Source organism: Rhodococcus sp. NPDC059968 (genome assembly GCF_042738615.1).
In the GTDB taxonomy this organism is placed as follows: Bacteria; Actinomycetota; Actinomycetes; order Mycobacteriales; family Mycobacteriaceae; genus Rhodococcus_F.
The window spans coordinates 53425-79471 of the sequence record NZ_JBHWUE010000002.1 but is presented as its reverse complement, the minus strand read 5'-3'; the positions used below and the strand labels follow the sequence as shown (position 1 = coordinate 79471).

The 26047-nt window shown below is 69.3% G+C and carries 11 protein-coding genes; 4 read left to right on the top strand and 7 right to left on the bottom strand.

Going from position 1 to position 26047, the window contains the following annotated elements; genetic code table 11:
• Positions 1-89: 89 nt before the first annotated feature.
• The 3 genes from ACFWAY_RS02890 to leuA all read right to left on the bottom strand — a co-directional run bounded on the left by ACFWAY_RS02890 (position 90) and on the right by leuA (position 9699).
• Positions 90-5576, bottom strand: a complete 5487-nt coding sequence (locus ACFWAY_RS02890; RefSeq protein ID WP_378450708.1) for a biotin carboxylase N-terminal domain-containing protein — start codon at positions 5574-5576, stop codon at positions 90-92.
• A 416-nt stretch (positions 5577-5992) separates the two neighbouring features.
• On the bottom strand, positions 5993-7732 hold the full coding sequence (ctaD, locus tag ACFWAY_RS02885; RefSeq protein ID WP_378450707.1) for a cytochrome c oxidase subunit I: 1740 nt from the start codon (positions 7730-7732) through the stop codon (positions 5993-5995).
• Between the two features lie 158 nt (positions 7733-7890).
• The gene (gene leuA / locus ACFWAY_RS02880) at positions 7891-9699 is read right to left on the bottom strand and encodes a 2-isopropylmalate synthase (RefSeq protein WP_378509767.1); all 1809 of its coding nucleotides are present in this window, start codon (positions 9697-9699) and stop codon (positions 7891-7893) included.
• A gap of 203 nt (positions 9700-9902) precedes the next feature.
• Here leuA and ACFWAY_RS02875 point away from each other — a divergent pair, with 203 nt between their 5' ends.
• Positions 9903-10925 (top strand): hypothetical protein, encoded by a 1023-nt coding sequence (locus ACFWAY_RS02875; protein ID WP_378450705.1) that lies wholly within the window; start codon positions 9903-9905, stop codon positions 10923-10925.
• Position 10926: 1 nt separating this feature from the next.
• The gene (locus ACFWAY_RS02870) at positions 10927-11277 is read left to right on the top strand and encodes a hypothetical protein (RefSeq protein WP_378450704.1); all 351 of its coding nucleotides are present in this window, start codon (positions 10927-10929) and stop codon (positions 11275-11277) included.
• Positions 11278-11362: 85 nt separating this feature from the next.
• Here ACFWAY_RS02870 and ACFWAY_RS02865 read toward each other — a convergent pair whose 3' ends face one another.
• From ACFWAY_RS02865 to ACFWAY_RS02855, 3 genes are all read right to left on the bottom strand, one after another.
• Entirely contained in the window at positions 11363-12328 is a 966-nt protein-coding gene (locus ACFWAY_RS02865) for a pirin family protein (RefSeq protein WP_378509766.1), read from the bottom strand.
• Between the two features lie 156 nt (positions 12329-12484).
• Complete coding sequence (locus ACFWAY_RS02860; RefSeq protein ID WP_378450702.1) at positions 12485-12898, bottom strand: DUF732 domain-containing protein; 414 nt, start codon at positions 12896-12898, stop codon at positions 12485-12487.
• A 94-nt stretch (positions 12899-12992) separates the two neighbouring features.
• A complete protein-coding gene (locus ACFWAY_RS02855) occupies positions 12993-23594 on the bottom strand; it encodes an SDR family NAD(P)-dependent oxidoreductase (RefSeq protein WP_378509765.1) in 10602 nt (3533 codons plus the stop codon).
• Between the two features lie 350 nt (positions 23595-23944).
• Between ACFWAY_RS02855 and ACFWAY_RS02850 the strand changes: the two genes are divergently transcribed.
• On the top strand, positions 23945-24733 hold the full coding sequence (locus ACFWAY_RS02850; protein WP_378509764.1) for a putative protein N(5)-glutamine methyltransferase: 789 nt from the start codon (positions 23945-23947) through the stop codon (positions 24731-24733).
• Positions 24734-24761: 28 nt separating this feature from the next.
• On the opposite strand, the gene ACFWAY_RS02845 is transcribed toward ACFWAY_RS02850, so the two are convergent.
• Positions 24762-25454 (bottom strand): helix-turn-helix transcriptional regulator, encoded by a 693-nt coding sequence (locus tag ACFWAY_RS02845; protein WP_378450699.1) that lies wholly within the window; start codon positions 25452-25454, stop codon positions 24762-24764.
• An 85-nt stretch (positions 25455-25539) separates the two neighbouring features.
• On the opposite strand from ACFWAY_RS02845, the gene ACFWAY_RS02840 reads away from it, so the two are divergent.
• Positions 25540-25977 (top strand): hypothetical protein, encoded by a 438-nt coding sequence (locus ACFWAY_RS02840; RefSeq protein WP_378450698.1) that lies wholly within the window; start codon positions 25540-25542, stop codon positions 25975-25977.
• Positions 25978-26047: the final 70 nt, after the last annotated feature.

Here is a 26047-nt window from a genome sequence, read left to right as displayed (position 1 = left end):
ATGCGGCCGGTGCAGACTTCCCGCCCACGGTCGCGGAAACGCCGAACGGCCGCGACACCCGGTAGGTGCCGCGGCCGTTCGGGTGGGGACTACTTGCCTGCTTCGACCGCCCGGCGCATGCCGCGCTCGACCGCACCGATGATGTACGGACGCAGCTCGACGGCCGGGATGACGGCGTCGACGGAGCCGACCCGCTGTGCCCGCTGGATGTTGTGCACGGCCTCGAACTCGGCCGCGACCTCACCGAGCTTCTCGTTGCGCACCGCAGCCTGCTGGGCCGCCAGCTCCACCCGCAGGTGAGCCTGCTGGGCGTCGTTCTGGGCGCCCGCCAGGTTGGCCTCGAGCTCCCGGATCGACGGGTCGGCTGCCACCCGAGAGTTGACCTCGCGGGTGAACACCACGGCCGCGGCGGGGGCACCACCGAGGACCGACGCGAACGAACCCTCGACCGCCAGCACCTCCATGTTGTCGTTCAGTGCTCCGGAGAACACCACGAACGCGCCACCGTGGTAGCGGGAGACGACGCAGAACACGATCGGGCCGTCGAAATTGACGATGGCGCGGCCGATCTCGGCACCGTACTCGAGCTGGATGTGCCGCAGCGAGTCCGGGGAACCGTCGAAGCCGGACAGGTTGGCCAGCACCACGAGCGGACGGCTCCCGCTGGCGGCGTTGATCGCCCGGGCCGTCTTCTTCGACGACTGCGGGAACAGCGTTCCCGCGGTCCACTGGTCGGGACCGTTGGCCGGCGACCATCCCTTACGGGCGATGGCCCGCGACTCGATGCCGATGACGCTCACCGGGTAACCGCCGAGGTGTGCGTCGAACACGACGGACGTGTCGGCGTCCGCCATGTCGGCCCACCGCTCCAGCACCGTGTGGTCCTGGTCGACGAGTGAACGCATCACCGTGCGAATGTCGAACGGCTTCTTGCGTTCCGGGTTCGTCTCCGCGGAGAAGATGTCGCCGACCGTGGTGAAGTCGCTGGACGGGTGGATGTGCGGGAAGGACCGCACGTCGCGCCCGATCGGGTCGCTGGTCTGCGCCCGACGCGGGAAGCGTTCTCCGCCAACGACATATGCGTGGTCGTAGTGCGCGAACAGGATCTCGCACGCGGCGGGCAGGTTCGGCGCCCAGTACTGCGCCTCACCGTTCGGGCCCATCACGCGGTCGTAACCGCCGATACCGAAGTTGTCCTCGGCCGAGACGCCACCCGAGTAGTCGAGCGAGTTCTTACCGGTGAGCACCATGGCACTGTCCGGCGTCATGACGAGGATGCCCTTGGTGTGCATCAGCATCGTGGCTTCGGCGTTCCAGTAGGGCTGCGCACCCACGTTGATGCCGGCCACGATCACGTTGACCTCGCCACCGTTCTGCGTGAACGTGATGAGGCGACGCAGGCCGCGGGACACCCAGTCCATGTTCTCGGTGCCGCTGTCCATGGAGATCGTCGCGCCGGACGACAGCGCGAACCACTCGACCGGCACCCCCAGCTTCTCGGCCAGGTTCACACCGGCGACGAGGCGGGCGCACTCGGCTTCCGCGACGGTGCCCAGTGCCTTCGTCGGGTCACCGAAGAGCGCGACGCGGGTCATTCCCTCGGGATGCCGGTCGGTGCGGGCTGTGACCAGACCGACGACGAGGCCGGCCTTGTTCTGCCCGTACGGACGCTCGACGGGAACCAGCTGTCCCGACTCGTCCAGGTCGTGCTCGACGAAGCTGCCGTCGCGGCCGGTGAGCAGCGGGATCAGCTCGTACGGGTAGACGGTGCCGCGGGCACGTGAGCTGCGGACCTTCTGCGTGTACGCGTCGAGCGGCTGCAGCGGCTCGGTCGGCGGCTCGGTGACCTTGACGACCACGCCGGCGCCGGTGCGGTAGGAGAAGCGCAGAGCCTTCTCCCGCGACTCCGTGCCGGGCTCGCCCTGGAGCCGGGCGATCACGGTGATCTCCTCGAGTCCGGCGCCCGCGGTGAGCGGTGCCGCGACCCGGGCGAACGCCTCGAGGTCCTCGACCGGGACGTCGATCTTCGGCCACACGTACAGCACGACGCGGTTGGCGTCGAGCTTGCGCTTGCTGCCGCGGGTGGCCTGCGCCCGGCGGATGCCGTCGAGGCACGACTGCAGGACGCGTTCCGCGGCGGGAACACCGATGACCTGGCCGTCTTCGTTGCGGACCGGCGTGATGTCGCGGACCTCGGCGAGCGCGATGAGGCGTTCGTCGGTGGGATTGTCGCGCGAGACCAGGTTGAACAGGAACGTGTCGGCGACCGCGGGGAGGCGGGTGCCGTCGAAGTTCTTCAGGCGCCACAGGTCGAGTCGCTGGCCGGTGAGCGGGTGCATGTCCCGGATCAGCTTCTCTTCCGCCAGGACACCTGCGTCCGGGCGGTACGTGAACTTGCGGACGTCCATGTCGGTTCCGCCGAAGACGGACACCGTGACCCGGCGGCAGGTCGCGGCCAGGGGCAGTGCAGCCAGCGCCTTCCGCAGGTCCTCGGACATGGTGTTCGGGTCGGCGGGCGGTGCGGTCCACGACAGGTAGAGGTCGAGGACGAGGTTGTCGGGGTTCTCCGCGGCGACGGCACCGATCTCGTCGAGCGCACCGGGCAGTTCGGCGTACTCGGCGACGGCGGACACCAGGTTCAGGCGCTCGCCGAGCAGATCGAAGTTGCCGGTGACGAAACGCCGTCCGTTGCGGTCGAAGGACGTGACGTCCTCGAGCGTGCGGATGTCGTAGTAGCGACGGGTGACGACCTCGAGCAGCGGCCCGACGGTCGTGCTCTTGCGTGCGATCCGCTGCCCGAGGAGCTCGGTCAGCGACTGAGGGGTGGCGACCAGTGCCTCGAGGCGTTCCTGGTAGTCGGCGGCGTCGGGACGCTCGGCGAGGTACTCGAGGCTGCCGCGGACGCCGTCGTAGACCTGCTCGCGGGCCTTGCGGATCTGCGGCTCGTCGAAGAACCGGAACCGCACGTTGCGGGCGACGTTGCCGATCACCGGGTAACGGACCTGGGTGGCGATGATCAGCCGGTCCAGGACCTCACCGAGTCCGCTGGGTGCGCGGCCGGGAGCGTTCTTTTCGTTCAGCCACCGATCGAGCAGGGCGGCGATGACGGGAACCTGGTTGTCCATGCGCTGCTGCGCGAGGAACAGGCGGTAGACCGCCTCCTCCAGCTCGGCGGTGCGCTCGAGGTCGGTGACGTCGTAGTGGCGCAGTGCCCGCGACAGCCGGGTCGTGAACGACTCGGGCAGGCCTTCGAGCTCGACGTCGAGGGTGTGGAGGTAGGTGTGGAAGTGCTCGCGCGGGCTGTGGACGCGCTCGTCACCGTCCTCCTCGTCGGCGGTCGGACGGTTACGTCCGATCTCGCAGATGTCCGCGAACGTGTTCAGCAGGGCGAGCTCCGCCTGCACGAGATCCGGGTCGCCCGCGATCTCGGCGCGCAGCTTCTCGTACTCGGCGAGGAGCACTCCGGCCCGCTTCGCACTGACGTCGTAACCCGTGAGCAGCGCGGCGAGCGCGTCGATCTGCTCGAGGGCGTCGGCCCGGGTGTTCCCGTGCGAAGCGGGAGCACCGAGATCGAACTCGACGCGAGGCGACTTCGGAGCGGTGGACTCCTCGGAGCTCTCCTCGACGCGCAGCAGTGCCGTTCCGGCGTCGACCTGGGAGTTGACCATGGCGAGAACTTCCCGCACCCTGCCTGCGACGGGGGCGCGGACCGCGGTCTCCATCTTCATGCTCTCGAGGACGACCAGCGTGGCGCCGACCTCGACCTCGTCGCCGACGGACACGGGCACCGCGACCACGACTGCAGGAGCCGGTGCGCGGACGACGCCGGCCTCGTCCTGGCTGATCTGGTGGCTGATGCCGTCGACCTCGACGAGGTACTGGGCGCGGCCTGCGACCGAGACGACGTGGTGGCGGCGGTCGCCGATCACCAGGCGGCTCTCGAACTCGCTGAGGCGGTCGACCTCGACCTCGGTCTCGGGGGCGTCCCCGTCGACGCGGTAGGTGTGGGCGCCGACCTGCGTGACGGTGAGTCCGTAGGCCTGGCCCTGGTAGCTGAGCTCCACCTTGCGGCCGATGGCGTGGCCGGCGCGGGGGCGTCCACCGCGAGCGGACGACAGGAACGCCTCACGCTCGAGCTTCTCCTCGGCGTCGTAGGCGTCGATGGCGGCGGCGATCAGTGCGACATCCGCGGTCCGGGACGGGACGTTGGAGGTGCCTGCGTCGGTGCGGTCCAGCCAGCCGGTGTCGGCGGACGCGGAGATGACCTCTTCGCGGTCCAGCAGATCCAGCAGGAACGACTTGGTGGTGGTGCCGCCCTGCAGCACGACCGTGGTCTCGCGGAGAGCGGTGCGCAGACGCGCGAGCGCCTCGGAGCGGTCGCGACCCCAGGCGATGACCTTGGCGACCATCGAGTCGTAGTCGGGCGGGATGATGTCGCCCTGGGCGATGCCGGTGTCGACGCGGAGACCGCTGCCGAGCGGGAACTTGAGCAGCTGCACGGCGCCGGGCGCGGGAGCGAAGCCGTTGGCGGCGTCCTCCGCGTTGAGGCGGGCCTCGACGGCGTGACCGAACTCGGGCGGGCAGTCGCCGACCAGCGGCTCACCGCTGGCGACGAGGATCTGCAGCTTCACCAGGTCGATGCCCGTGGTGGCCTCGGTGATGGGGTGCTCGACCTGCAGGCGGGTGTTGACCTCGAGGAACGTGAACGTCTTCTGCTCGGGCTGGTACAGGTACTCGACCGTGCCGGCGCCGCGGTAGCCGGCGGCGCGCACGAGCTCGGCGGAGACGGTGCGCAGATGGTTCGCCTGCTCGGTGGTGAGGAGCGGCGAGCTGGACTCCTCGATGACCTTCTGGTTCTTGCGCTGGATGGAGCAGTCGCGCACACCGGGAGCCCAGACGTTGCCGAAGTTGTCGGCAATTACCTGTACCTCGACGTGGCGTGCGTCGGTGACCAGTCGTTCGATGAACACGACGGGGTCGCCGAAGGACCGCTGGGCCTCACCCTGGGTGCGCTCGAGCGCGAGTTCGAGTTCGTCCTCCGACCACACCTTGCGGATACCGCGGCCACCGCCACCCGAGCGGGCCTTGATGATGAGCGGGTAGCCGATGGCCTGGGCGTGACGGCGGGCGTCGGCGCGGGTGGCGACGGGGCCGCCACTCCACGGCGCGACCGGGACCTCCACCTTCTCGGCGAGGAGCTTGGCCTCCACCTTGTCGCCCAGCAGGCGCATCGATTCGGCGGGCGGGCCGATGAACGTGATGCCGAGCTGCTCGCAGACCTCGACGAACGCGGGATCCTCGGCGACGAAGCCCCAGCCGACCCACACGGCGTCGGCCTTGCTCTCGCGCAGCGCGCGGGCCAGCTCGGCGTGATCGAGGTAGGCCGTGCCGGTCTTGACTGTGCGCAAGCACACACCCTCGTCGGCCTGCCGAACGAACATCGCGCGGCGTTCTGCCTCGGTGTGGAGGGCGATCGTGCGGATGCCGTAGTTGTGCTCGGCGTTCAGTTCGCGCACCGCACGAATCAGGCGGACCGCCGCTTCGCCGCGGTTGACTATCGCTATTCGCTTGAACATCTGTTATCGCTCCGTTTCCGTAAAACTCATTGATCCGCAGAGTGTTTCGATGGCCAAGGCCATGTCCGCCGAGGACTGGGTGCCGCCTTCGCGGACAAGTGCACCCCTGCACAACCCACTTGACTACCTCCAGGGGCGCCCCGAACGCGATCGTCGGACCTGCGCCATTGCGGGACCGATGCTCGGGGAATGCGAGCATAACGTCGAAAAAATGTACCCGCGCGTAACTTCTGCGAGGTCCCGATCGGCTTGTCAAGCGTTCAAGGACTTGCGTGTCGACCCTACGAGAGAGTAATGAGGCCGGAATTCGGGCGAACTGGGCGTCGTCCGGAGATGTATCTGCAACCCGTTGTCACAGAGTCGGTTTCGTCCGGTTCCTCGAGAAGTTCTCGGGGAAGGGAACTTTCACGCGGACGTTACTGGCGGTTCATCTTCGGGTCGGCGGTCGCGGGTTCGGTCGCGTGCGCCACCGCGCCCCGCACGCCGACGTGTGCCTCGCGGTGCATCCGGTCGACCATGTGCGGATAGTGCAGTTCGAACGCGGGACGCTCGGAGCGGATCCGCGGCAGCTCGGTGAAGTTGTGCCGCGGCGGGGGGCACGTCGTCGCCCACTCGAGGGAGTTGCCGAACCCCCACGGGTCGTCCACGGTCACCACCTCGCCGTAGCGGTAGCTCTTGAAGACGTTCCAGACGAACGGCACGGTCGACGCGCCCAGGACGAACGCGAACACCGTGGAGACCGAGTTGAGGACCGTGAAGCCGTCCGAGGGCAGGTAGTCGGCGTAGCGGCGCGGCATCCCCTCGGCGCCGAGCCAGTGCTGGACGAGGAACGTGCCGTGGAAACCGGTGAACGTGGTCCAGAAATGCCATTTGCCGAGACGCTCGTCGAGCATGCGTCCGGTCATCTTCGGGAACCAGAAGTAGATGCCGGCGTACGTGGCGAAGACGATCGTCCCGAACAGCACGTAGTGGAAGTGGGCGATGACGAAGTAGCTGTCGGTGACGTGGAAGTCCAGCGGCGGGCTCGCGAGGATGACACCGGTGAGGCCGCCGAAGATGAACGTGATGAGGAAGCCGAGCGAGAACAGCATGGGGGTCTCGAACGTCAGCTGCCCCTTCCACATGGTGCCGATCCAGTTGAAGATCTTCACCCCGGTGGGCACCGCGATCAGGAACGTCATGAACGAGAAGAACGGCAACAGCACCGCGCCCGTCGCGTACATGTGGTGCGCCCACACGGCGATCGAGAGGGCCGCGATGGCGATCGTCGCGTAGACGAGCCCGCTGTACCCGAACACCGGCTTGCGGCTGAAGACCGGGAAGATCTCCGTGACGATCCCGAAGAACGGCAGCGCCACGATGTACACCTCGGGGTGACCGAAGAACCAGAACAGGTGCTGCCACAGCAGCACACCGCCGGTGGCCGGGTCGTACAGGTTCCCGCCGAGATGCCGGTCGACGAACAGGCCCATCAGCGCTGCGGTGAGGATCGGGAACGCCACCAGGATCAGGATGCTGGTGACGAAGATGTTCCACGTGAAGATCGGCATCCGGAACATGATCATGCCCGGGGCTCGCAGGCAGATGACGGTGGTGATCATGTTGACACCGCCGAGGATGGTGCCGAGGCCGGACAGCGCCAGCCCCATGATCCACAGATCGGCGCCGACCCCCGGCGAGTGCAGCGCGCTCGTCAGCGGCGAGTACGCGGTCCAGCCGAAGTCCGCGGCGCCCCCAGGGGTGATGAAGCCCGCGATCGCGATGGTGCCGCCGAACAGGAACGCCCAGTAACTGAACGCGTTGAGACGGGGGAACGCGACGTCGGGGGCGCCGATCTGCAGCGGCAGGATGTAGTTCGCGAACCCGAACACGATCGGCGTCGCGTACAGCAGCAGCATGATCGTGCCGTGCATCGTGAACAGCTGGTTGTACTGCTCGTTCGACAGGAACTGCAAACCCGGGACGGCGAGTTCGCCGCGGATCAGCAAGGCCATCAAACCGCCGGCCAGGAAGAAGACGAACGACGTGACCAGGTACAGAATCCCCAGGTCCTTGGGATCCGTCGTCGTGATCATCTTGTAGAAGAAGCTGCCCTTGGAGCGGCGCCGGGCCGGAAACGGACGGACCGGGCGATGCTGTTGAAATGCCAGATTCACGACGCCCCCCGAAGGGTCCGAGGCGGTTCGGGTCCGGTGTGGACTCCGTTACCAGGGTAGTCACCCGGCGGCCGGAGGGAGCCGCTTTCCGCGGGCGGAAACGACGCTGCCGCAGGTGCGCGTGGTGCGCGCCTGCGGCAGCGAGGGTCGGGAAGCGGTCAGTGCGCCCGGTTGACCGCCGAAACGACGGCGCGCAGCGACGCGGTGGTGATCGACGTCGCGATGCCGACACCCCAGACCACGGTGTTCCGTCCGTCGGGAGCGGTCACGGCGCACTCGACGTACGCGGCCGCCTGGGCGTCGTCACCGGCCGACATGGCGTGCTCGGAGTAGTCGAGAACGCGCACATCGAAGTCGACGGTGGCGAGAGCGTCGACGAACGCGGCGAGCGGGCCGTTGCCCGAACCCGAGATCTCGTGCTCCTTGCCGTCGACCTTCACAGTCGCGGTGATGGAGTCGGTGCCGCCGTCCTCCTCGGACGCCGTCACCTTCTGCTTCATCCGCTCGAGCGGCGTGATCGGAGCCAGGTACTCCTCGTGGAAGACGTCCCACATCTCCTTGGGCGACACCTCGCCACCCTCACCGTCGGTGATCCGCTGGACCGCTTGCGAGAACTCGATCTGCAGGCGGCGCGGCAGCACCAGCCCGTGATCGGCCTTCATGATGTACGCGACGCCGCCCTTGCCGGACTGCGAGTTGACTCGGATCACGGCCTCGTACGTGCGGCCCACGTCCTTGGGGTCGATCGGCAGGTAGGGAACCGCCCACAGGATGTCGTCGACGTCCGAGTCCTGCGAGTCGGCGTCGAACTTCATGGCGTCGAGACCCTTGTTGATCGCGTCCTGGTGGCTGCCGGAGAACGCGGTGTACACGAGGTCGCCGCCGTACGGGTGACGCTCGTGGACGGGCAGCTGGTTGCAGTACTCGACCGTGCGGCGGATCTCGTCGATGTTCGAGAAGTCGATCTGCGGGTCGACGCCCCGGGTGAACATGTTGAGTCCGAGCGTGACCAGGCAGACGTTGCCGGTGCGCTCACCGTTACCGAACAGGCAGCCCTCGATGCGGTCGGCGCCGGCCTGGTAGCCCAGCTCAGCGGCGGCCACGCCGGTGCCGCGGTCGTTGTGGGGGTGCAGCGACAGGATGACCGAGTCGCGGCGGGCCAGGTTGCGGTGCATCCACTCGATGGAGTCGGCGTACACGTTGGGCGTCGCCATCTCGACGGTGGCGGGCAGGTTCAGGATCACCGGGTTCTTCGGCGTCGGCTGCAGCACCTCGGTGACGGCGTCGCACACCTCCTTGGCGTACGCGAGTTCCGTGCCGGTGTACGACTCGGGGGAGTACTCCCAGCGCCACTGCGTGTCGGGGTAGTTCTTCGCCTCTTCGAGGGCCAGGGTCGCCGCGTCGGTCGCGATTTTCTTGATCACGTCGCGCTCGGCCTTGAACACCACCCGGCGCTGCAGGATGGACGTCGAGTTGTAGAAGTGGACGATCACCTTGTTCGCGCCTTCACAGGCCTCGAACGTGCGCTTGATCAGTTCCGGCCGGGACTGCGTGAGCACCTGGATGGTGACGTCGTCCGGAATCGCGCCGTCTTCGATGATCTCGCGGACGAAGTCGAAGTCCGTCTGGCTCGCCGACGGGAAGCCGACCTCGATCTCCTTGTAGCCCATCCGCACCAGCAGTTCGAACATGCGGCGCTTGCGGGCGGGGCTCATCGGGTCGATCAGCGCCTGGTTGCCGTCACGGAGATCGACGGCGCACCACTGCGGCGCGCGGTCGATGATCTTGTCGGGCCACGAGCGGTCCGGCAGCGACACCGGCTCCACTTCCTCGGAGAAGGAGCGGTAGCGGAACGTCGGCATCGACGAATTCTTCTGCGTGTTCCAGTTCGGCTGATCGGAGGGAGCAGGCTTGGAAGGCGGCGTGATGGTGCGCGATCCGGAGGTAAAGGCGTCAGCGGGGGACATGGGATTGATCTCCAGGTTCGATGTGGACTTTCTGAGTCCAACGGCTGTGTCGACCGGCGCACGCGAAACCCCGCGACGGGAAGCCAGTCTGGATCAGACCCCGTCGCGGCAACCAAGGAGTAGTGCGCGCTGCATACTCAGCACTGTACTCCGGGCACCATCGTTCGCGTGCCGGGGTTCGAAGTCCGAGTGAGGAGAGAGCGGTGGGCCGCAGCGCGACGGTGGTATCACCGCTGGTGGCCGCGCTTTTTGCGACGCTGCTGGTGTCGTGTGCCGGGGTGGTGGAGGGGGCGCCGAGCGTCGCCGGGGTCGGCGAGCCGATCTACGGCCTGCCGGTCAGCGACCACAGCCGCGTCGAGTTGGCCGTCGCCGCCGCGGCCCGAGACATCGCCCCGTGCGGACTGCTCGACGAGAATCTGGTCGCCTCGCTCGGGCAGGTCACCGCGTTCGGGCCGGTCGGCGATCTGTCGACGTGCCACGCGGAGTTGGTGCCTCCCCGCGGCACGCCCGCCAACCCCGTCTGGGTCGAGGTGACGGTGGGCGAACGCGAACCCACGGAAGAAACCGGTGCGGGCGAGGCGACGTCGGGAATCGAGGTGCGTCCCGCGGTCGGCGCGCTCCCGGGCACGTGCACCCTCTACTTCTCGCTGCCCCCGGTTCCGGGGGTGCCGGACGACGCCGCTGGGCGGTGGGGGCACGTCTCGTACCTCGACGGGGCGGGCGGAACGGGCGACTCCGCCGCCGGCGACGACTGCGCGGAGGCCCGCACCGTGCTCGGATCGGTCGCGGACAGGCTGCGCACCCCGGTGCCGGTGCGTTCGGATATCCCTCTCGCACAGCAGGATCCGTGCCGGGCGATCGAGAAGATGTCCGGACGGGGAGTAGAGACATTCGCCCCCGGCAGCCGTCCCTACGAGTGCCTTCTGACCCTCCGCGGCGGCGACGCGGCGTCCGTGCAACTGGCGCTGTCGCCCGAACCGTCGCAGACCGGCGGCCCCGAATCGGTCGAACTCGACGGCAAGACGTTCACGTACTTCCGGGACGCACTCGAATGCCACTACTACTTCTACCCGGGTGCGGTGTTCGACACGAACCGGCCGTCGAGTCCGGTGAGCGAACGGGACAAACGCAGCAATCGGCTGACGGCGTCCGTGGCGGCGTCCGCGCCTAGCTGCGACGACGCGGAAACGCTGGTGCTCGCCGCGGCCGAAATGTTCGACTACTGACATGAACACACAGGTCGATGTCGCCCGGGCCTACCTGGACGCGTTGCTCAGCCACGACGGCAACTCGGTGCCCATCGAGCCGCGGGCTGTGCGGTACGAGGTGGGGCTGAAGACGGCATTCTCCGGAAATCACCTGCGCCGAAGCCTGTCCGGCGGTCCCCAGTACCGGGTGATCCGGGCGATCCGCGACTGTGTGTGGTCGGTCGACGGCGAAAACGTCACCGTCGACTACCTCCTCGACGCCGGACTGTTCGGCCGCACCCTCGTGACGGTCCGGGTGGTCGAGACGTTCCGGATCCCGCAGGGCGACCTGCGTATCCACCGTATCGACGCGAAGATCCGGCGCCCCTGATCGGGCGCCGAACCGTCTGTCGTGCAGGGCCTTCCGCACGTGAGTGGCATTGTGTGCCCCGGCACGCTTTGCCACTCACGTGGGGTCAGTCGAGCGTCTCGTGTGCTGCCGGAACGGAACCCAGGCGGCCGGCCTGGAAGTCCTCGAACGCCTGCAGCACCTCGGCCTTGGTGTTCATGACGAACGGTCCGGCCATCGCGACGGGCTCGCGGATCGGCTTGCCGCCGAGGAGGAACACCTCGAAGGACTTGGTCCGCGAATCCTGTGTGTCGGCCGCGGCGATCGTCAGGGTGTCACCGCGCCCGTAGACGGCCGTCTGGCCCATGCGGATCGGACGGCGCTCGGACCCGACGAGCCCCTCGCCCGCGAGGACGTAGGCGAGCGCGTTGAACTCGGGGTTCCACGGCAGCGTCAGGCTGGCGCCCGGTGCGATCGTCGCGTGGACGAGGCTGATCGGCGTGTACGTGGACCCGGGTCCGTGGTGTCCGTCCACGTCGCCGGCGATCACGCGAACGAGCGCGCCGCCATCCGTCGAGGACAGCAGGGCCACCTTTTGACCGGTGATGTCCTGGTAGCGGGGCGCGGCCATCTTGTGGTCGCGCGGCAGGTTCACCCACAGCTGGACGCCGTGGAACAGGCCACCGCTCATCACCAGGTGCTCGGGTGGGGTCTCGATGTGCAGGATGCCGCCGCCCGCGGTCATCCACTGGGTGTCGCCGCCACCGATGGTCCCGCCGCCGCCGTTGGAATCCTGATGCTCCATGATGCCGTCGATCATGTAGGTGACGGTCTCGAAGCCGCGGTGCGGATGCCACGGTGTCCCCTTGGGTTCACCGGGTGCGTAGTCGACCTCGCCCATCTGGTCCATGTGGATGAACGGGTCGAGGGCCGACAGGTCGATGCCTGCGAACGCGCGGCGGACGGGGAAGCCTTCGCCCTCGTATCCGACGGGAGCGGTGGTGAGCGAACGGACCGGGCGGTCGACGGCGTCGGGAGCGGGTGCGTCGATACGCGGCAGGGCAAGGATGTTGTCGACCGTCACGGCAGGCATGGGGTGTCTCCTCGTACTCAGGTAATTGATTGTTCAACTACTTCATGGTGTGTAACACCCGCTGCGTCCAGGTATTCCCAAGGCAGCGGCTCCGCCACCCGTGCGCCTTTTTGGTAGCTCCGACAACCAGAAAGGCGCACGGGCGCGAAGCGCCTACTAGTTGAGAACGTTCTCGTGATCGGGGCAGTACCGCGTGATCGCGCCGATGATGTACGGGTAGACGCCGTCGTTGGTGAGCATCGGCGTCCACTCCTCACGCACCTGATCGAGGGGCTTGCCTGCGTCGAGGGCGGTGCAGATCTCACCGGCCTGATGGACCGCCAGGTCGTCGTTGGTGACGGTCTGGTTGTTCGCACGCAGGTAGGCCAGGTAGTCGGCGGCCGTCTGCGGGTCGTCGGCGACCGAGAACACGCGGCTGCCGGGGGCGGTGGCGGCAGTCGTCCTCGCCGCAACGGAAGCCGAGGCGGACGTCGTCTCGGGGGCGGCGGCGGTGTCGCTGTCGCCACCGCAGGCGGTGAGGAGTGCCGCGGAGCAGACGGTGAGGGCGGTCAGAGCAAGGGTGCGGCGCATGGGGCGTGTGATTCCTTTCGAGGCCTGTGACGGCGACGATCGTATCGCCTGCGGGGCCGGTGTTCCCGGCGGCGATCACCCGCACTGTTCCGGGTCAGAGACCGCGGTCGATGAGGTCGAGGATCTCCTCACTCGTCGCGGCGTGAATCTTGTCGACCGCGGCCGCATGTGCATCGTCGGACGTGCCGACCTCCGCCAGCAGACTTCCGAGGCGCTGCGCGATGGCCGACCGCGCCTCGCTGTCCTCGCCGAGTTCGGCGATGGTCGCGCGAAGCCGGTCGACGTCGGCGAGAGCGACGGACATCGGATCCGGGACGAGTTCCGAGCGCAGGAACTCGGCGACGGCACGCGGACTCGGGTGGTCGAACACCATTGTCGGCGGCAACCGCAGCCCCGTGGCGGCACCGAGATGATTGCGGAGCGCCACGGCCGCCAGTGAATCGAAGCCGAGTTCCTTGAACGCCTGGTCGGGGTCCACCGAGTCCGATGCGTCGTAGCCGAGCACCGTGGCTGCCCCGCCCCGCACCAGATCGAGCATCAGGTGCCGCTGTTCGGGGATCGACCGGTCGGCGAGGCGCTGCGCCCAATCCGACGGCCCGGACCCGCTCGCTCCGGTCACGACCGCGTCCGACCCCGCGGCGTGCGGCCGCGATTCCCGGATCAGGCCACGCAGCGGGGCGGGAACGTACGGTGCGGCCGAACCGGAGTGGTCGAACCGTGCGGCCGCGACCGTGGGTGCACCGGCAGCCAGCGCGCTGTCGAAGAGGGCCAGGCCGTCGGCTGCGGGCATCGGAATCATTCCGCTGAGGCGGGCTCGGGCGAGGTCGATCGCGCCGAGGTTGTCGGTCATGGCGCTGGGTGTCGCCCACATGCCCCACGCGATCGAGAGCCCGGGCAGCCCGAGGGCGTGACGGTGATGGGCGAGGGCGTCGAGGAACATGTTCGCGGCCGCGTAGTTCGCCTGCCCGGGAGCGCCGAGGATGCCGGCGAGCGACGAGAACATGACGAACGCCCGAACGTCGCTGTTCGCGGTCAGCCGGTGCAGGTTCCAGGCCGCGTCGACCTTCGGCCGCAGGACCGCGTCGAGCCGCTCGGGGGTGAGCGACGCGAGGGTGCCGTCGTCGATCACGCCGGCCGCGTGGATCACCGCCGTGAGTGGGTGTTCGGGCGGTATTCCGGCCAGCAGCGCGGCGACCGCCGACTCGTCCGCGGTGTCGCAGGCGACGATGCTCACCTCGGCGCCCAGACCGCTCAGTTCGCGGCGCAGTGGGTCGCTGCCCTCGGCGTCGGGTCCGCGCCGGCTGGTCAGCAGCACGTGCCGTGCCCCGTGCCCGGTCACCAGGTGCCGGGCCACGAGAGATCCGACCGTGCCGGTGCCGCCGGTGACCAGAACGGTGCCGCCGGGATCGAACGCTGTCGATTCGTCGACGGCGGGCATGCGCCGCAACCGAGGTGCGCGCAAGGTGCCGGTCCGGGCCGCCGATTGCGGTTCCCCGCTCGCCAATGCCGACGTGATCGCGGCCTCGGCGTCGGATGCGTCGTCGAGGTCGATCAGCACGAACCGGTCCGGGTTCTCGTTCTGTGCGGAGCCGACGAGACCCCACACCGCCGCGGCGGCGAGGTCGGGACGGGCGTCGTGGTCCTGCCCGTCGTCGGTGACCATGGCGTTGCGCGTCACGATCACTAGCGGGTTGTCGGCGACGGCCTCGTCGTCGAGCCACTCCTGGAGCAGTCGCAGTACCCGAGCGCACAGGTCGTGGGCCGCGTCCGGACCGTGGTCACCCTCGGTCGCACACCCGACCAGCACCGTCCACGGACGCAGGTCGTCGTCGTCCGGCCTGGACTCCATCGCGGTCCGCAACGCCTCGAGGTCGGGGTAACGCGGGAACGTCGAACCCACACCCGGGTCGCCGAACCCCTCGGCGCCGAGGACGACCGCCGGTCCGAGGGGCCGTTCGGACGAGGCCACCTCCACCGGGATCCAGGCCGCCCGGTGCAGTCGCAGAGACGCCGACCTGCCCGCGTCCTGCCCGTCGACCGCCCGCTGGGCCACCCGCAGCGCATCGACGGTCAGCACCGGCTCGCCCGCGGGGTCGACGGCGGCAACGCGGTACCGTCCGTCCTCGTCGGGAGTGAACCGGGCGGTCATCGCCTCTGCGCCGACGGTGTGCAGACGGATCCCCGACCAGGTCAGCGGCCAGCCGTCCCACCCGAGGAGCGGTTCGATGGCCGCCTGCAGCAGTTCCGGGTGGATGCCGAATCCACTCGTGTCGGTGCCCTCGTCGAGGCGCACCTCGGTCTCGGTGTCGCCCGGGTCCTGGTGCGGCACTCCGGCGGCAGGGCCGACGACGTCGTCGATCGTCGCCGAGGCGTTCCGAACCCAGCTGTCCGGACCGTCGATGTCTCCCGGCTTCGACGAGATCGTGACGGTGCGAGCGCCGTCGGTGCCGGGCGGAGAGACGAGCACGCGAATCGAGGCCAGTCCCGATGGCGGGAGGACGAGCGGCTGGTGCAGGGTGAGTTCGTCGATGTGGTCGAGACCGACATAGTGGGCCGCGTGCAAGGCGAGTTCGACCGGCACCGCAGGCAACAGCGTCTTCGCGTCGCCGGTCGACGGCTGGTCGCCGTCGTCGATCGTCGGTGGCACGAGCCATGGATCCCGGTGCAGCGACAGCTGTCCGGTGAACAGTGTCGAGTCGTCGTCGAGCGTGACCGCGGCACCGAGCAGCGGATGATCGGCCGGGGTCAGACCCAGTTCGGTCGGATCGCCGGTGTGCCGGGTGGACGCCGTCGGCCAGTAGGAGCGGCGCTGGAATGCATAGGTGGGCAGGGCCACCCGGCGGCGACCGGGCAGTACCCGGTCCCAGTCGATCGTTGCGCCCTGCACGTAGGCGGCGGCGACCGCCTCGATGATCCCGTGTGTTTCGTCCCCGCGCCCGGGCAGCGTGGCGATCGTGTTCGGGACGACCTCGGCAGCCAGTGCCGCCAGGGCCGCGCCGGGACCGACTTCGACGAGGCGGGTGACGCCGAGTTCGTCGAGGGCGCAGACGCCGTCGTGGAAACGCACCGCGTGCCGGATGTGTCGGGTCCAATACTCCGGGGACATGAGTTCGTCGGCGGTGGCGACGCGCCCGGTGACGTTGGAGACGACCGGAATCTTCGGCGGCTGCACCGTCAGCCTCGCCACCACGGCGGCGAACTGGTCGAGGATGGGGTCCATCAGGGTCGAATGGAAGGCCCGCTCGACCCGCAGGGTCGTGGTCTTCAGTCCGGCGGAGGACAGTTCGGATGCGACGGCGTGCACGTCGCGTTCGGCGCCCGCGAGAACGACGGATTCGGCGCCGTTGACGGCCGCGAGATCGACGCGGCCGTCGATCCGCGGCAGGATGTCCTCCTCGCGTGCCCGTACGGCGATCATCAGACCCGGTTTGGTCGACTGCATCAACCGCCCACGGTCACCCACCAGAGCGGCGGCATCGGGCAGGCTGAACACCCCCGCGACGTGTGCCGCGGTGATCTCGCCGATCGAATGGCCGATCACATAGTCGGGCGTGATGCCCCAGTCCCGCAGCAGCCGATAGAGCGCGACCTCGATGGCGAACAGTGCCGGTTGGGTGTACTCGGTGCTGTCGAGCTTCGCGCCGCCACCGTCCGACTCGTCCCAGATTACTTGCCGTACGGGGGTTTCCACGTGCTCGTCGAGTGCGGAGCACACCTCGTCCAGTGCCCTCGCGAACACCGGGTAGGCGTCGTAGAGGCCGCGGCCCATCCCGATGCGTTGAGCACCCTGGCCGGTGAACATGAAGGCCGTCTTGCCGCGGGCGCTCGTCCCGGTGACGACGTTGCCGCCGGGTCGACTCGTGACGATCCGGGCGAGGCCGTCGCGCAGGTCGGCCAGTGTTTCTCCGATCACCGCGGCGCGGTGGGTGAAACCGGATCGGGTGGTGGCCAGCGAGTAGGCGAGGTCGGCCGGATCCGGGAGTTCGGACTCGTCCGTGTCGAGAAACTCCGCCAGCCGGGTGGCCTGTGCCCGCATTGCATCCCCGGTCTTTCCGGAGATCACCCAGACCAGTGGTGACGCCGACGGCGGCGAGACCTCCGGCGCCGCGTCCTCGGGCGGCTGTTCGAGGATCATGTGTGAGTTGGTGCCGCTGATGCCGAACGACGAGACGGCCGCCCGACGGGGCCGTCCGGTCTCCGGCCAGGCAACCGATTCGGCGAGCAGCGAGACCTCGCCCGCGGTCCAGTCGACGTGCCGGGTGGGGACGTCGCCGTGCAGGCTCGGTGGCAGCACCCCGTGCCGCATCGCCATCACCATCTTGATCACGCCTGCGACGCCCGCCGCCGCCTGGGAGTGGCCGATGTTCGACTTGACGGAGCCGAGCCAGAGCGGCCGGCCCTCCCGGCCCTGCCCGTACGCGGCCAGCAGCGCCTGCGCCTCGATCGGGTCGCCGAGCGTCGTGCCGGTGCCGTGTGCCTCCACGGCGTCGATGTCTGTGGGGCCGAGCGCGGCGTCGGCCAGCGCTTGGCGGATGACCCGTTCCTGGGACGGCCCGTTCGGGGCGGTCAATCCGTTGGACGCCCCGTCCTGGTTGACCGCCGATCCGCGGATGATCGCCAGCACCCGGTGGCCGTTGCGCCGGGCGTCGCTGAGCCGCTCCAGCACCACCATTCCCGCGCCCTCGCTGAGCCCGGTGCCGTCGGCCCGGTCGGAGAACGGCTTGCAGCGTCCGTCCGAGGCGAGCCCGCGCTGGCGGCTGAACTCGATCAGCACACCGGGTGTGGCCATCACCGTCGCCCCACCGGCCAGCGCCAGCGTGCATTCCCCGTCGCGGAGCGCCCGCGCCGCGAGATGCATGGCCACCAGCGACGACGAGCAGGCCGTGTCCACGGTGACCGCGGGACCGGTGAAGCCGAGGGAGTAGGAGATCCGGCCGGACGCCACGCTGTTGCTCGTCCCGGTCATCAGATAGCCCTCGGCGTCGACGTTGCGCTGAGTCATCAGATGGAAGCCGTAGTCGCCGCCCATCAGCCCGACGTACACGCCGGTGTCGGTGAGGCCGGGAGCGGTCGGCCGGATTCCTGCCTGCTCCAAGGCTTCCCAGGCGCTCTCGAGGAGCAGCCGGTGCTGCGGGTCCATCGCGATCGCCTCGCGCGGGCTGATGCCGAAGAACGCGGCATCGAATTCGTCTGCGTCGTAGAGGAACCCGCCCTCCTTCATGTACGTGGTACCGGCCCGGTTCGGGTCGGGGTCGTACACCTCGTCGAGATTCCAGCCCCGGTTGTGAGGGTACGCGCCCACGGCGTTGCGGCCGTCGCGGACGAGCCGCCACAGGTCCTCCGGGCAGTACACCTTGCCGGGGTATCTGCACGCCATTCCCACAATCACGATCGGATCGTCGTCCCTGCGGGCACGTGTCGGACCGGCCGGCTGCGGAGCCGCATCGTCCCCGAGCAGGCGCGCCACCAGTTCCTGCGTCAGCGCGTCTGCGGTGGGATGGTCGAACACCACCGTCGCGGCCAGTCGCACACCGGTGGCGGTCGCCAGCTGATTGCGCAGTTGCACGGCGGTCAGCGAGTCGAAACCGAGTTGCTTGAAGGCACGTTCCGGGTCGATCGCCTCCTTGCCTTCGTGACCCAGTACGGCCGCCACGTGGGTGGTGACGATGTCCAGCACCCGGCTGTGCCGCTCGCCGGGGTCCAGTGCCCGCAACTCCTCGGCCAGGCCGGTCGGGGAATCGGCGGCAGCGGTGCGGCGACGACGGACCCCGAGCACCCGGCGCAGGATCGGCGGCAGCGACTCACCCTCGGATCGAGAGGCCCGCGTCGAGAGCCGGATCGGCACGATCAACGGACGGTTCACGGCGAGAGCAGCGTCGAACAGGGCCAGACCCGACTCCGGGCTGATGGTGTCGATGCCGCTGCGCTGCAACCGGTCGAGATCGGCCGCATTCAGATGGGACGTCATCCCGCTGGGCCGGTCCCACAGTCCCCAGGCCATGGACGTCGCGGGCAGCCCGCGGGCGCGGCGGTGCTGCGCGAGTGCGTCGAGGAAGACATTCGCCGCCGCATAGTTCGCCTGGCCTGCGCCGCCGAGCACACCCGCCGCGGAGGAGAACAGTACGAACGCCGACAAGTTGCGATCCCGGGTGAGTTCGTGCAGATGCCAGGCACCGTCCACCTTGGGACGAAGGACGGCGTGCAACTGGTCCTCGGTCAAGCTGGCGGCGGTGGCGTCCTCGAGCACCCCGGCGGCGTGGATCACGCCGGACAGGTCGGGAATGCCGGCAAGGAGAGCGGCCACCGCGGCGCGGTCGGCCACGTCGCAGGCGGCAGCTCTGACCTCCACCCCCGACTCGGCGAAGTCGGCACGCAGTTCGGCCGCCCCCTCGGCATCGAGCGCGTGCCGGCCGGTCAGCACCAGTCGGCGCACCCCGTGCCGCGCGACGAGGTGACGGGCGATCAGTCTGCCGATGGTCCCGGTGCCGCCGGTGATCAGGACCGTGCCGTCCGGGCCGAAGAGTGCGGGTCCCGGTTCGGGCGCCGCCGCGGCGGGCGCCGCCGCGGCGGGCGTCACCGCGGCGAGCATGGGCGCCAGCAACACACCGTCCCGGATGGCCAGCTGAGGCTCGTTGCAGGCCAGGGCCATGGAGATCAACGAAGGATCACCGGCGGGCACGTCCAGGTCGACCAGCGTGATGCGGTCCGGGTGCTCGTTCTGCACCGCGCCGATCAGCCCCCACACGGGGGCGGCAGACACGTCGTCGACCGGTTCGTCGTCGCGGACCGCCACCGCGAGCCTCGTCGTGACCAGCAAGCGAGTCTCGGCCAGGCGATCCTCGCGGAGCCAGGACTGGACCGCCCGCAACGTCGCCTCCGCGGCGGCGTGCGCACGAGCGGGGATGTCCGGTTCGTCGCCCGGATCGCGGTCGAGCCACAGCACGCGACCTTCCGGATCACCGCCGGCAAGCGCCTCCTCGAGCGGCATCAGGTCCGCCGGAGCCGTGCTGGACGCACCCACCGGCATCCAGTCCACGCGGTAGAGGCTGTCCCGGACCCGGGCGGCAGGCACACCCGCGTCCCCGAGCGGCCGCAGCGCCAGCGATTCGGCGGTCAGCACCGGTCTGCCTGCCGCGTCGTACGCGGAGACCCGGTAGCGCTCGGGTCCGGTCGTGGTGACGTGAACGCGCAAGGCGGTGGCGCCCACCGCGTGCAGTTGCACCTTGTCCCAGGCGAACGGCAGCCGGACACCGGAGTCTGCGGCTCCGAGCGCAATCACGTGCAGCGCCGCGTCGAGCACCGCCGGGTGGATCCCGTATCCCGCGACCGCCGCAACCGGGTCCTCTCCGCTCAGTCGCACCTCGCCGTACAGGTCGTCGCCGCGCCGCCAGGCCGCCCGGAGACCACGGAAGGCCGGGCCGTACTCGTAGCCGGCATCGTCGAGCACGTCGTACAGACCTCGGACGTCGATCGGCGTCGAATCGGCAGGCGGCCATTGCTGTTCGGGGAAGTCGGCGGTGTCCACGGCCACCGTGAGCGTGCCGGTGGCGTGCCGGGTCCACGGGGTGTCCTGCGCGGCATCGGCAGGCCGGGAGTGCACCGACACCGTGGATCGACCCGATTCGCCGTCGGCGAGCACGCTCACCTGCAATGCTGCCTCACCCTCGGCGGGAATCACCAGGGGTGCTTCGATGGTGAGTTCTTCGAGCCGGCCGCACCCCACGCGGTTCCCCGCGTGCAGGGCGAGCTCCACGAAAGCCGTGCCCGGCAGAATGACCGTGCCGCTGACACCGTGGTCGCTCAGCCATGGAAGGCGTTGTGGCGACAGCAGACCCGTGAACACCGCGCCCCGGCCGTCACCGAGCTCGACCGACGCGGCGAGCATCGGATGCCCCCCCGTTTCCATTCCCGTCGACGCGAAATCGCCTTGCGGCACCGGACTTTCCAGCCAGTAGCGGCGGTGCTGGAAGGCGTACGTGGGGAGGTCCACCCACTGCTGCCGATCGTCGTGCCGAGCCCAGCTCACCCGATCCCACTCGACATGCAGTCCGTACACCTGCGCCTCGGCGAGTGCGGCGGTGAACTGGCGCAGGCCCGCGCGGTCGCGCCGGATGGTCCCGATGGCTCGGCCGGCGACGCCCGCCGCGTCGAGGGTTTCCTGCAACGGCACGGTCAGGACGGGGTGGCTGCACGACTCGACGAACAGTCGATACCCGTCCGCGGCCAGCGATCTCGTCGCCTGTTCGAACCGGACCGTCCGTCGCAGATTGCGGTACCAGTAGTCCGCGTCGAGTGCGGTGCCGTCCAGCACACCACCGGTCACCGACGAGTAGAACGGAATTCGCGACCGGCGGGGAGTGATGGACGCGAGGACATCGAGAATGGGTTCACGCAGGACGGAGACGTCCGCGCAGTGCGACGCGTACTCCACCGCGATCCGCCTGGCCTGGACGCCGTCGCCCTGCAACTGCCCGATCAGGGCGTCGAGGGCGTCGACGGGTCCGGAGATCACCGTCGCGGACGGCCCGTTCATCGCCGCGACCTCGACGGCGCCCGCCCAGGGCTGAATCTTCTCCCGCACGGTGTCCGCCGGCAGTGCCACCGAGGCCATCCCGCCGCCCCGCCGGGCCGACGCGCCGATCACCCTGCTGCGCGCGGCCACGACGAGCGCTGCGTCCGAAAGGCTCAGCGCGCCCGAGACATAGGCGGCCGCGATCTCGCCCTGCGAATGTCCGACGACGGCCGCCGGTTCGACGCCGTGGGAACGCCACAGTTCCGCGAGACCGACCATCATCGCGAACAGCGCCGGTTGCACCACGTCGACCCGGTCCAGCGCCGCGGGATCGCGGTCGCGCAACACGTCCAGCAGCGAGAAGTTGGTGTACGGGGCCAGCGCGTCGGCGCACTCCCGCACGGTGTCGGCGAACACCGGCGACGTGTCCAGGAGTTCGGTGGCCATGCCCACCCACTGCGAACCCTGGCCGGGGAAGACGAACACCGGCCGGTCGCCGGCTTCCAACGCCACGCCGGTGACGACGTCGGCGCTGGGCGCGCCTCGGCTGAGTACGTCGAGGCCGTTCAGCAGGCCCTGAGGGCGCGCGCCGATCACCGCGGCGCGGTGATCGAATGTGGCACGCGAACCCAGCAGTGCGCCTGCCACCGCGGCGGGCGTCAAGCCGGGGTGCTCGGTGACGTAGTCGCGCAACCGCTCGGCCTGGGCGCGCAGTGCGAGCTCGGTGTGACCCGAGACGAACCAGGCCACGACTTCGTCCGGGGGAGTAAACGATTCACCCGCCGGTGGCTCGACCGGTGGGGACTCCTCCAGGACGACGTGTGCGTTGGTGCCGCTGATGCCGAACGACGAGACCGCCGCCCGCCGGGGCCGAGCGGACCCCGGCCACTCCCGATTCTCGGTGAGCAACGAGACCGAACCGGCGGACCAGTCGACGTGCGGTGTCGGCCGGTCGACGTGCAGTGTCTTCGGCAGGACGCCGTGCCGCATCGCCATGATCATCTTGATCACCCCGGCGACGCCGGCGGCCGCCTGGGTGTGCCCGAGGTTCGACTTCACCGAGCCGAGCCACAGCGGCCGGTCGGCGGGGCGGTCGCGGCCGTAACCGGCCAGCAGGGCGGACGCCTCGATCGGATCGCCCAGTTTCGTGCCGGTGCCGTGCGCCTCGACCACGTCGACATCGCCCGGGCCGATTCCCGCATTGGCCAGAGCCTGCGCGATCACCCGCTCCTGAGCCTGCCGGTTCGGGGCGGTCAGGCCGTTGCTGGCGCCGTCCTGGTTCACCGCGCTGCCGCGGATGACGGCCAGTATCCGGCGACCCTTGCGCTCTGCGTCGGACAGTCGTTCCAACGCGACCATCCCCGCGCCCTCGCCCCACGCCGTGCCGTCCGCTGCGGCGGAGAATGCCTTGCACCGGCCGTCCCGGGCCAGTCCGCGCTGGCGGCTGAACTCCACGAACACCGCGGGGGTCGCCATGACAGTCGCCCCGCCCGCCAGCGCCAGCTCGCACTCGCCGCTGCGCAGCGCCTGCATGGCGAGGTGGATGGACACCAACGACGACGAGCACGCGGTGTCCACCGTGATCGCGGGCCCGTTCAGGCCGAAGCTGTAGGCCACGCGGCCGGACGCGACGCTCATGGCGTTGCCGGTGATGAAGTACCCCTCGAGGTCTTCGGGCGGCATGCCGCCCGCTCGCGCCGCGTAGTCGATGCCGGACAGCCCGGTGAAGACGCCGACCTGGCGGCCGTGCACCGACCGCGGATCGATGCCGGCATGTTCGAACGTCTCCCAGCTCGTCTCGAGGAGAAGTCGCTGCTGCGGGTCCATCGCCAGCGCCTCGCGCGGCGAGATGCCGAAGACCTCGGGGTCGAACCCCGCCGGGTCGTCGAGGAAGCTGCCCTGCACCGTGTAGGTCTTGCCGGCCTGCTCCGCCGTCGGATCGTAGAGGTCCGCCAGGCCCCAGCCCCGGTCGTCGGGGAACCCCGCGACGGTGTCGGTGCCCGACTCCACCAGGCGCCACAGGTCCTGCGGCGATCGCACCCCGCCGGGGTACCGGCAGCCCATACCGATGACGGCGATCGGTTCGCGGCTCACGCCCTCGACCTCGCGGAGCTTTTCCCGCGCTTGGTAGAGCTCCGCGGTGACTCGCTTCAGATAGTCGAGGAGCTTCGCCTGATCGGCCATATCGGGGGTCCTATCCGAGATCCGCCGTACGTAGCGCGGAAACCTCGATTGTATCCGCCACCACCATGCGGAGGCAGCGGTCCGAGCATCACCTTCGATCGATCTCCCTGGTCAATTCGGCCAGGCCACATGGGGTACCCGCCCTTGCTCCGGTCCACACCACTTCCGGTTATTCGGCTGCCCGCCGAGCGCTCGTGGAGGTAGTGTGGCGACTCCGAGCAGGATCCGTATCGAGGAGGTGAGACCGGTGTCCGTTCGTTCAGGTCGGGTGCTCTCACTTCGCGACCGCGCGGTCGTACCGACATAAGGTGACCGGGAGAGCGCCCCTCGGCATTCCGGAAGGCTCTCCCATGTCAGTGTCTCTCTCACCGTCCCTCGAATTCGTTCTCGTCACGAGGCTTCGCGCCGCCGGCTGTGTGTTCGCCGAGGACGAGGCCCGCTTGATCGTCTCCGCGGCCCGGACGTCCGACGAACTCGCGTCGATGCTGGACCGCCGCGTCGCCGGTGTCCCCCTCGAACACGTCCTCGGCTGGGCCGAGTTCTGCGGGCTCCGGATCGCAGTCGATCCGCGGGTGTTCGTGCCGCGTCGTCGTACCGCGTTCCTCGTCGAGCAGGCCGCCGCCCTCGCGTGCCCGCACGCTGTCGTGGTCGACCTGTGCTGCGGTTCGGGCGCGGTGGGGGCCGCGCTCGCCGAGACGCTCGACGGCATCGAGTTGTACGCGGTGGACATCGACCCCGCCGCCGTCCGCTGCGCGCGACGCAACGTCGCGGACCCCGGCCGGGTGTTCGAGGGCGACCTGTACGAACCCTTGCCCACCACGCTGAGGGGAGGCATCGACATCCTGGTGGCCAACGCCCCGTACGTGCCCACCGACGCGATCCGGTTGATGCCACCGGAGGCGCGGTTCCACGAACCACGGGTCTCACTCGACGGTGGCGTGGACGGGCTCGACATCCAGCGGCGGGTGACCCTCGCGGCGCGCGACTGGCTCGCGCCCGGTGGTCATCTACTGATCGAGACCAGCGAGAGTCAGGCCCCTCTCACCGCGAAGGCTTTCGCGGATGCCGGGTTGACCACCCGGATCGAGACGTCGGACGACATGGACGCCACCGTCGTCGTCGGCGCCCACCCCACGTGAGTGCCGAAGCGTCCCGGGGCACGCATTGTCACTCACGTGCGGATCGGCCCGGCTCCCCGCCTTCGATCCGCACGCAGCAGTACCCCTCGGCGGGTGCCAATGTGGCGCGGCGATCCTCGCATCCCGCGCCGTCGAGGAGTCCGGACAGCAGCGCGAGGTTCATTCCGCACACCATGTCCGTGTGCTGCCGGGCGAGCGCGTGGAACGGGCAGTTGACCAGGACGATGGTGCCGTCGGCGAGGCGCGGTTCGTAACCGCACGTCGCGAGCGCCGCGACCAGGTCGGCGTCCGTGCATCCCGTGTCGGCGCCGAGGCCGCGGCCGAAGTCCTGCGCAAGCGCCGCGAGGGCGGCCCGCGGTGATGTGCCGGTGGCATCGGCGTCCTCGATCGCCCGGGCGAACAACTCCCCGGCGAGCGCGTACGCACGCTCGGGCAGGTGTACGGAGAACTCACGGTCGGATCGTCGGTAGAGCTTGGCGGGCCGTCCCGCGCCCGGACCCGAGCGTCCCCCGCGCCGCGCGAACTCGACCGCCAGCAGCCCCTCGTCGGCCAGCTTCTCGAGATGGAACGCGGACGTCGAGCGGGCGAGGCCCAGCGCCTCGGCGACGTCGTCGCGGCTGACCGGCGTCATCTGCGCGCGCACGTGGTCGTACACCCGCCTGCGCACCGGCTCGTCGAGGGAGGAGACGGCGGAGACGTCCGAGCGTGGAGTGTCATCCATGGACCCATTGTAAAACCGAAAATCGTTGACTTAATTCTGCCGGGAATTCTATAGTCAATACACATAGATTTTAGAAGGAGTCGTCATGACTACCAACACACCCCACGAGGTCAGCCACGGTTCGCACACCCTGGCCGACCCCGGCTATCAGGCCTTTCTCGTGCTGCGCACGGTCTTCACCGTGGCGCCCATCCTGTTCGGGCTGGACAAGTTCACGAACTGGCTCACCGACTGGCCGAACTACCTGGCGCCGTGGATCGACGGCATCCTGCCGGGAACGGCGCAGCAGGGCATGTACGCCGTCGGCGTGATCGAAGTGGTCGCAGGAATCCTCGTCGCCGTGGCGCCGCGGATCGGTGCCTGGGTCGTCGCGGCCTGGCTGGCCGGGATCATCGTCAACCTGGTCACGCTGTCCGGGTACTACGACGTCGCACTGCGCGACTTCGGGTTGCTTGCCGGTGCCGTCGCCCTCGCCCTGCTCGCCGCGGAGTACGGGCGCCCGCTCCACCACCCCCACACCTGATCGGTACCGCGCACCCGACGTGAGATGCACCTCATCGACTGTTTCGAGTGACTCGACCGCTCGTAGTCTG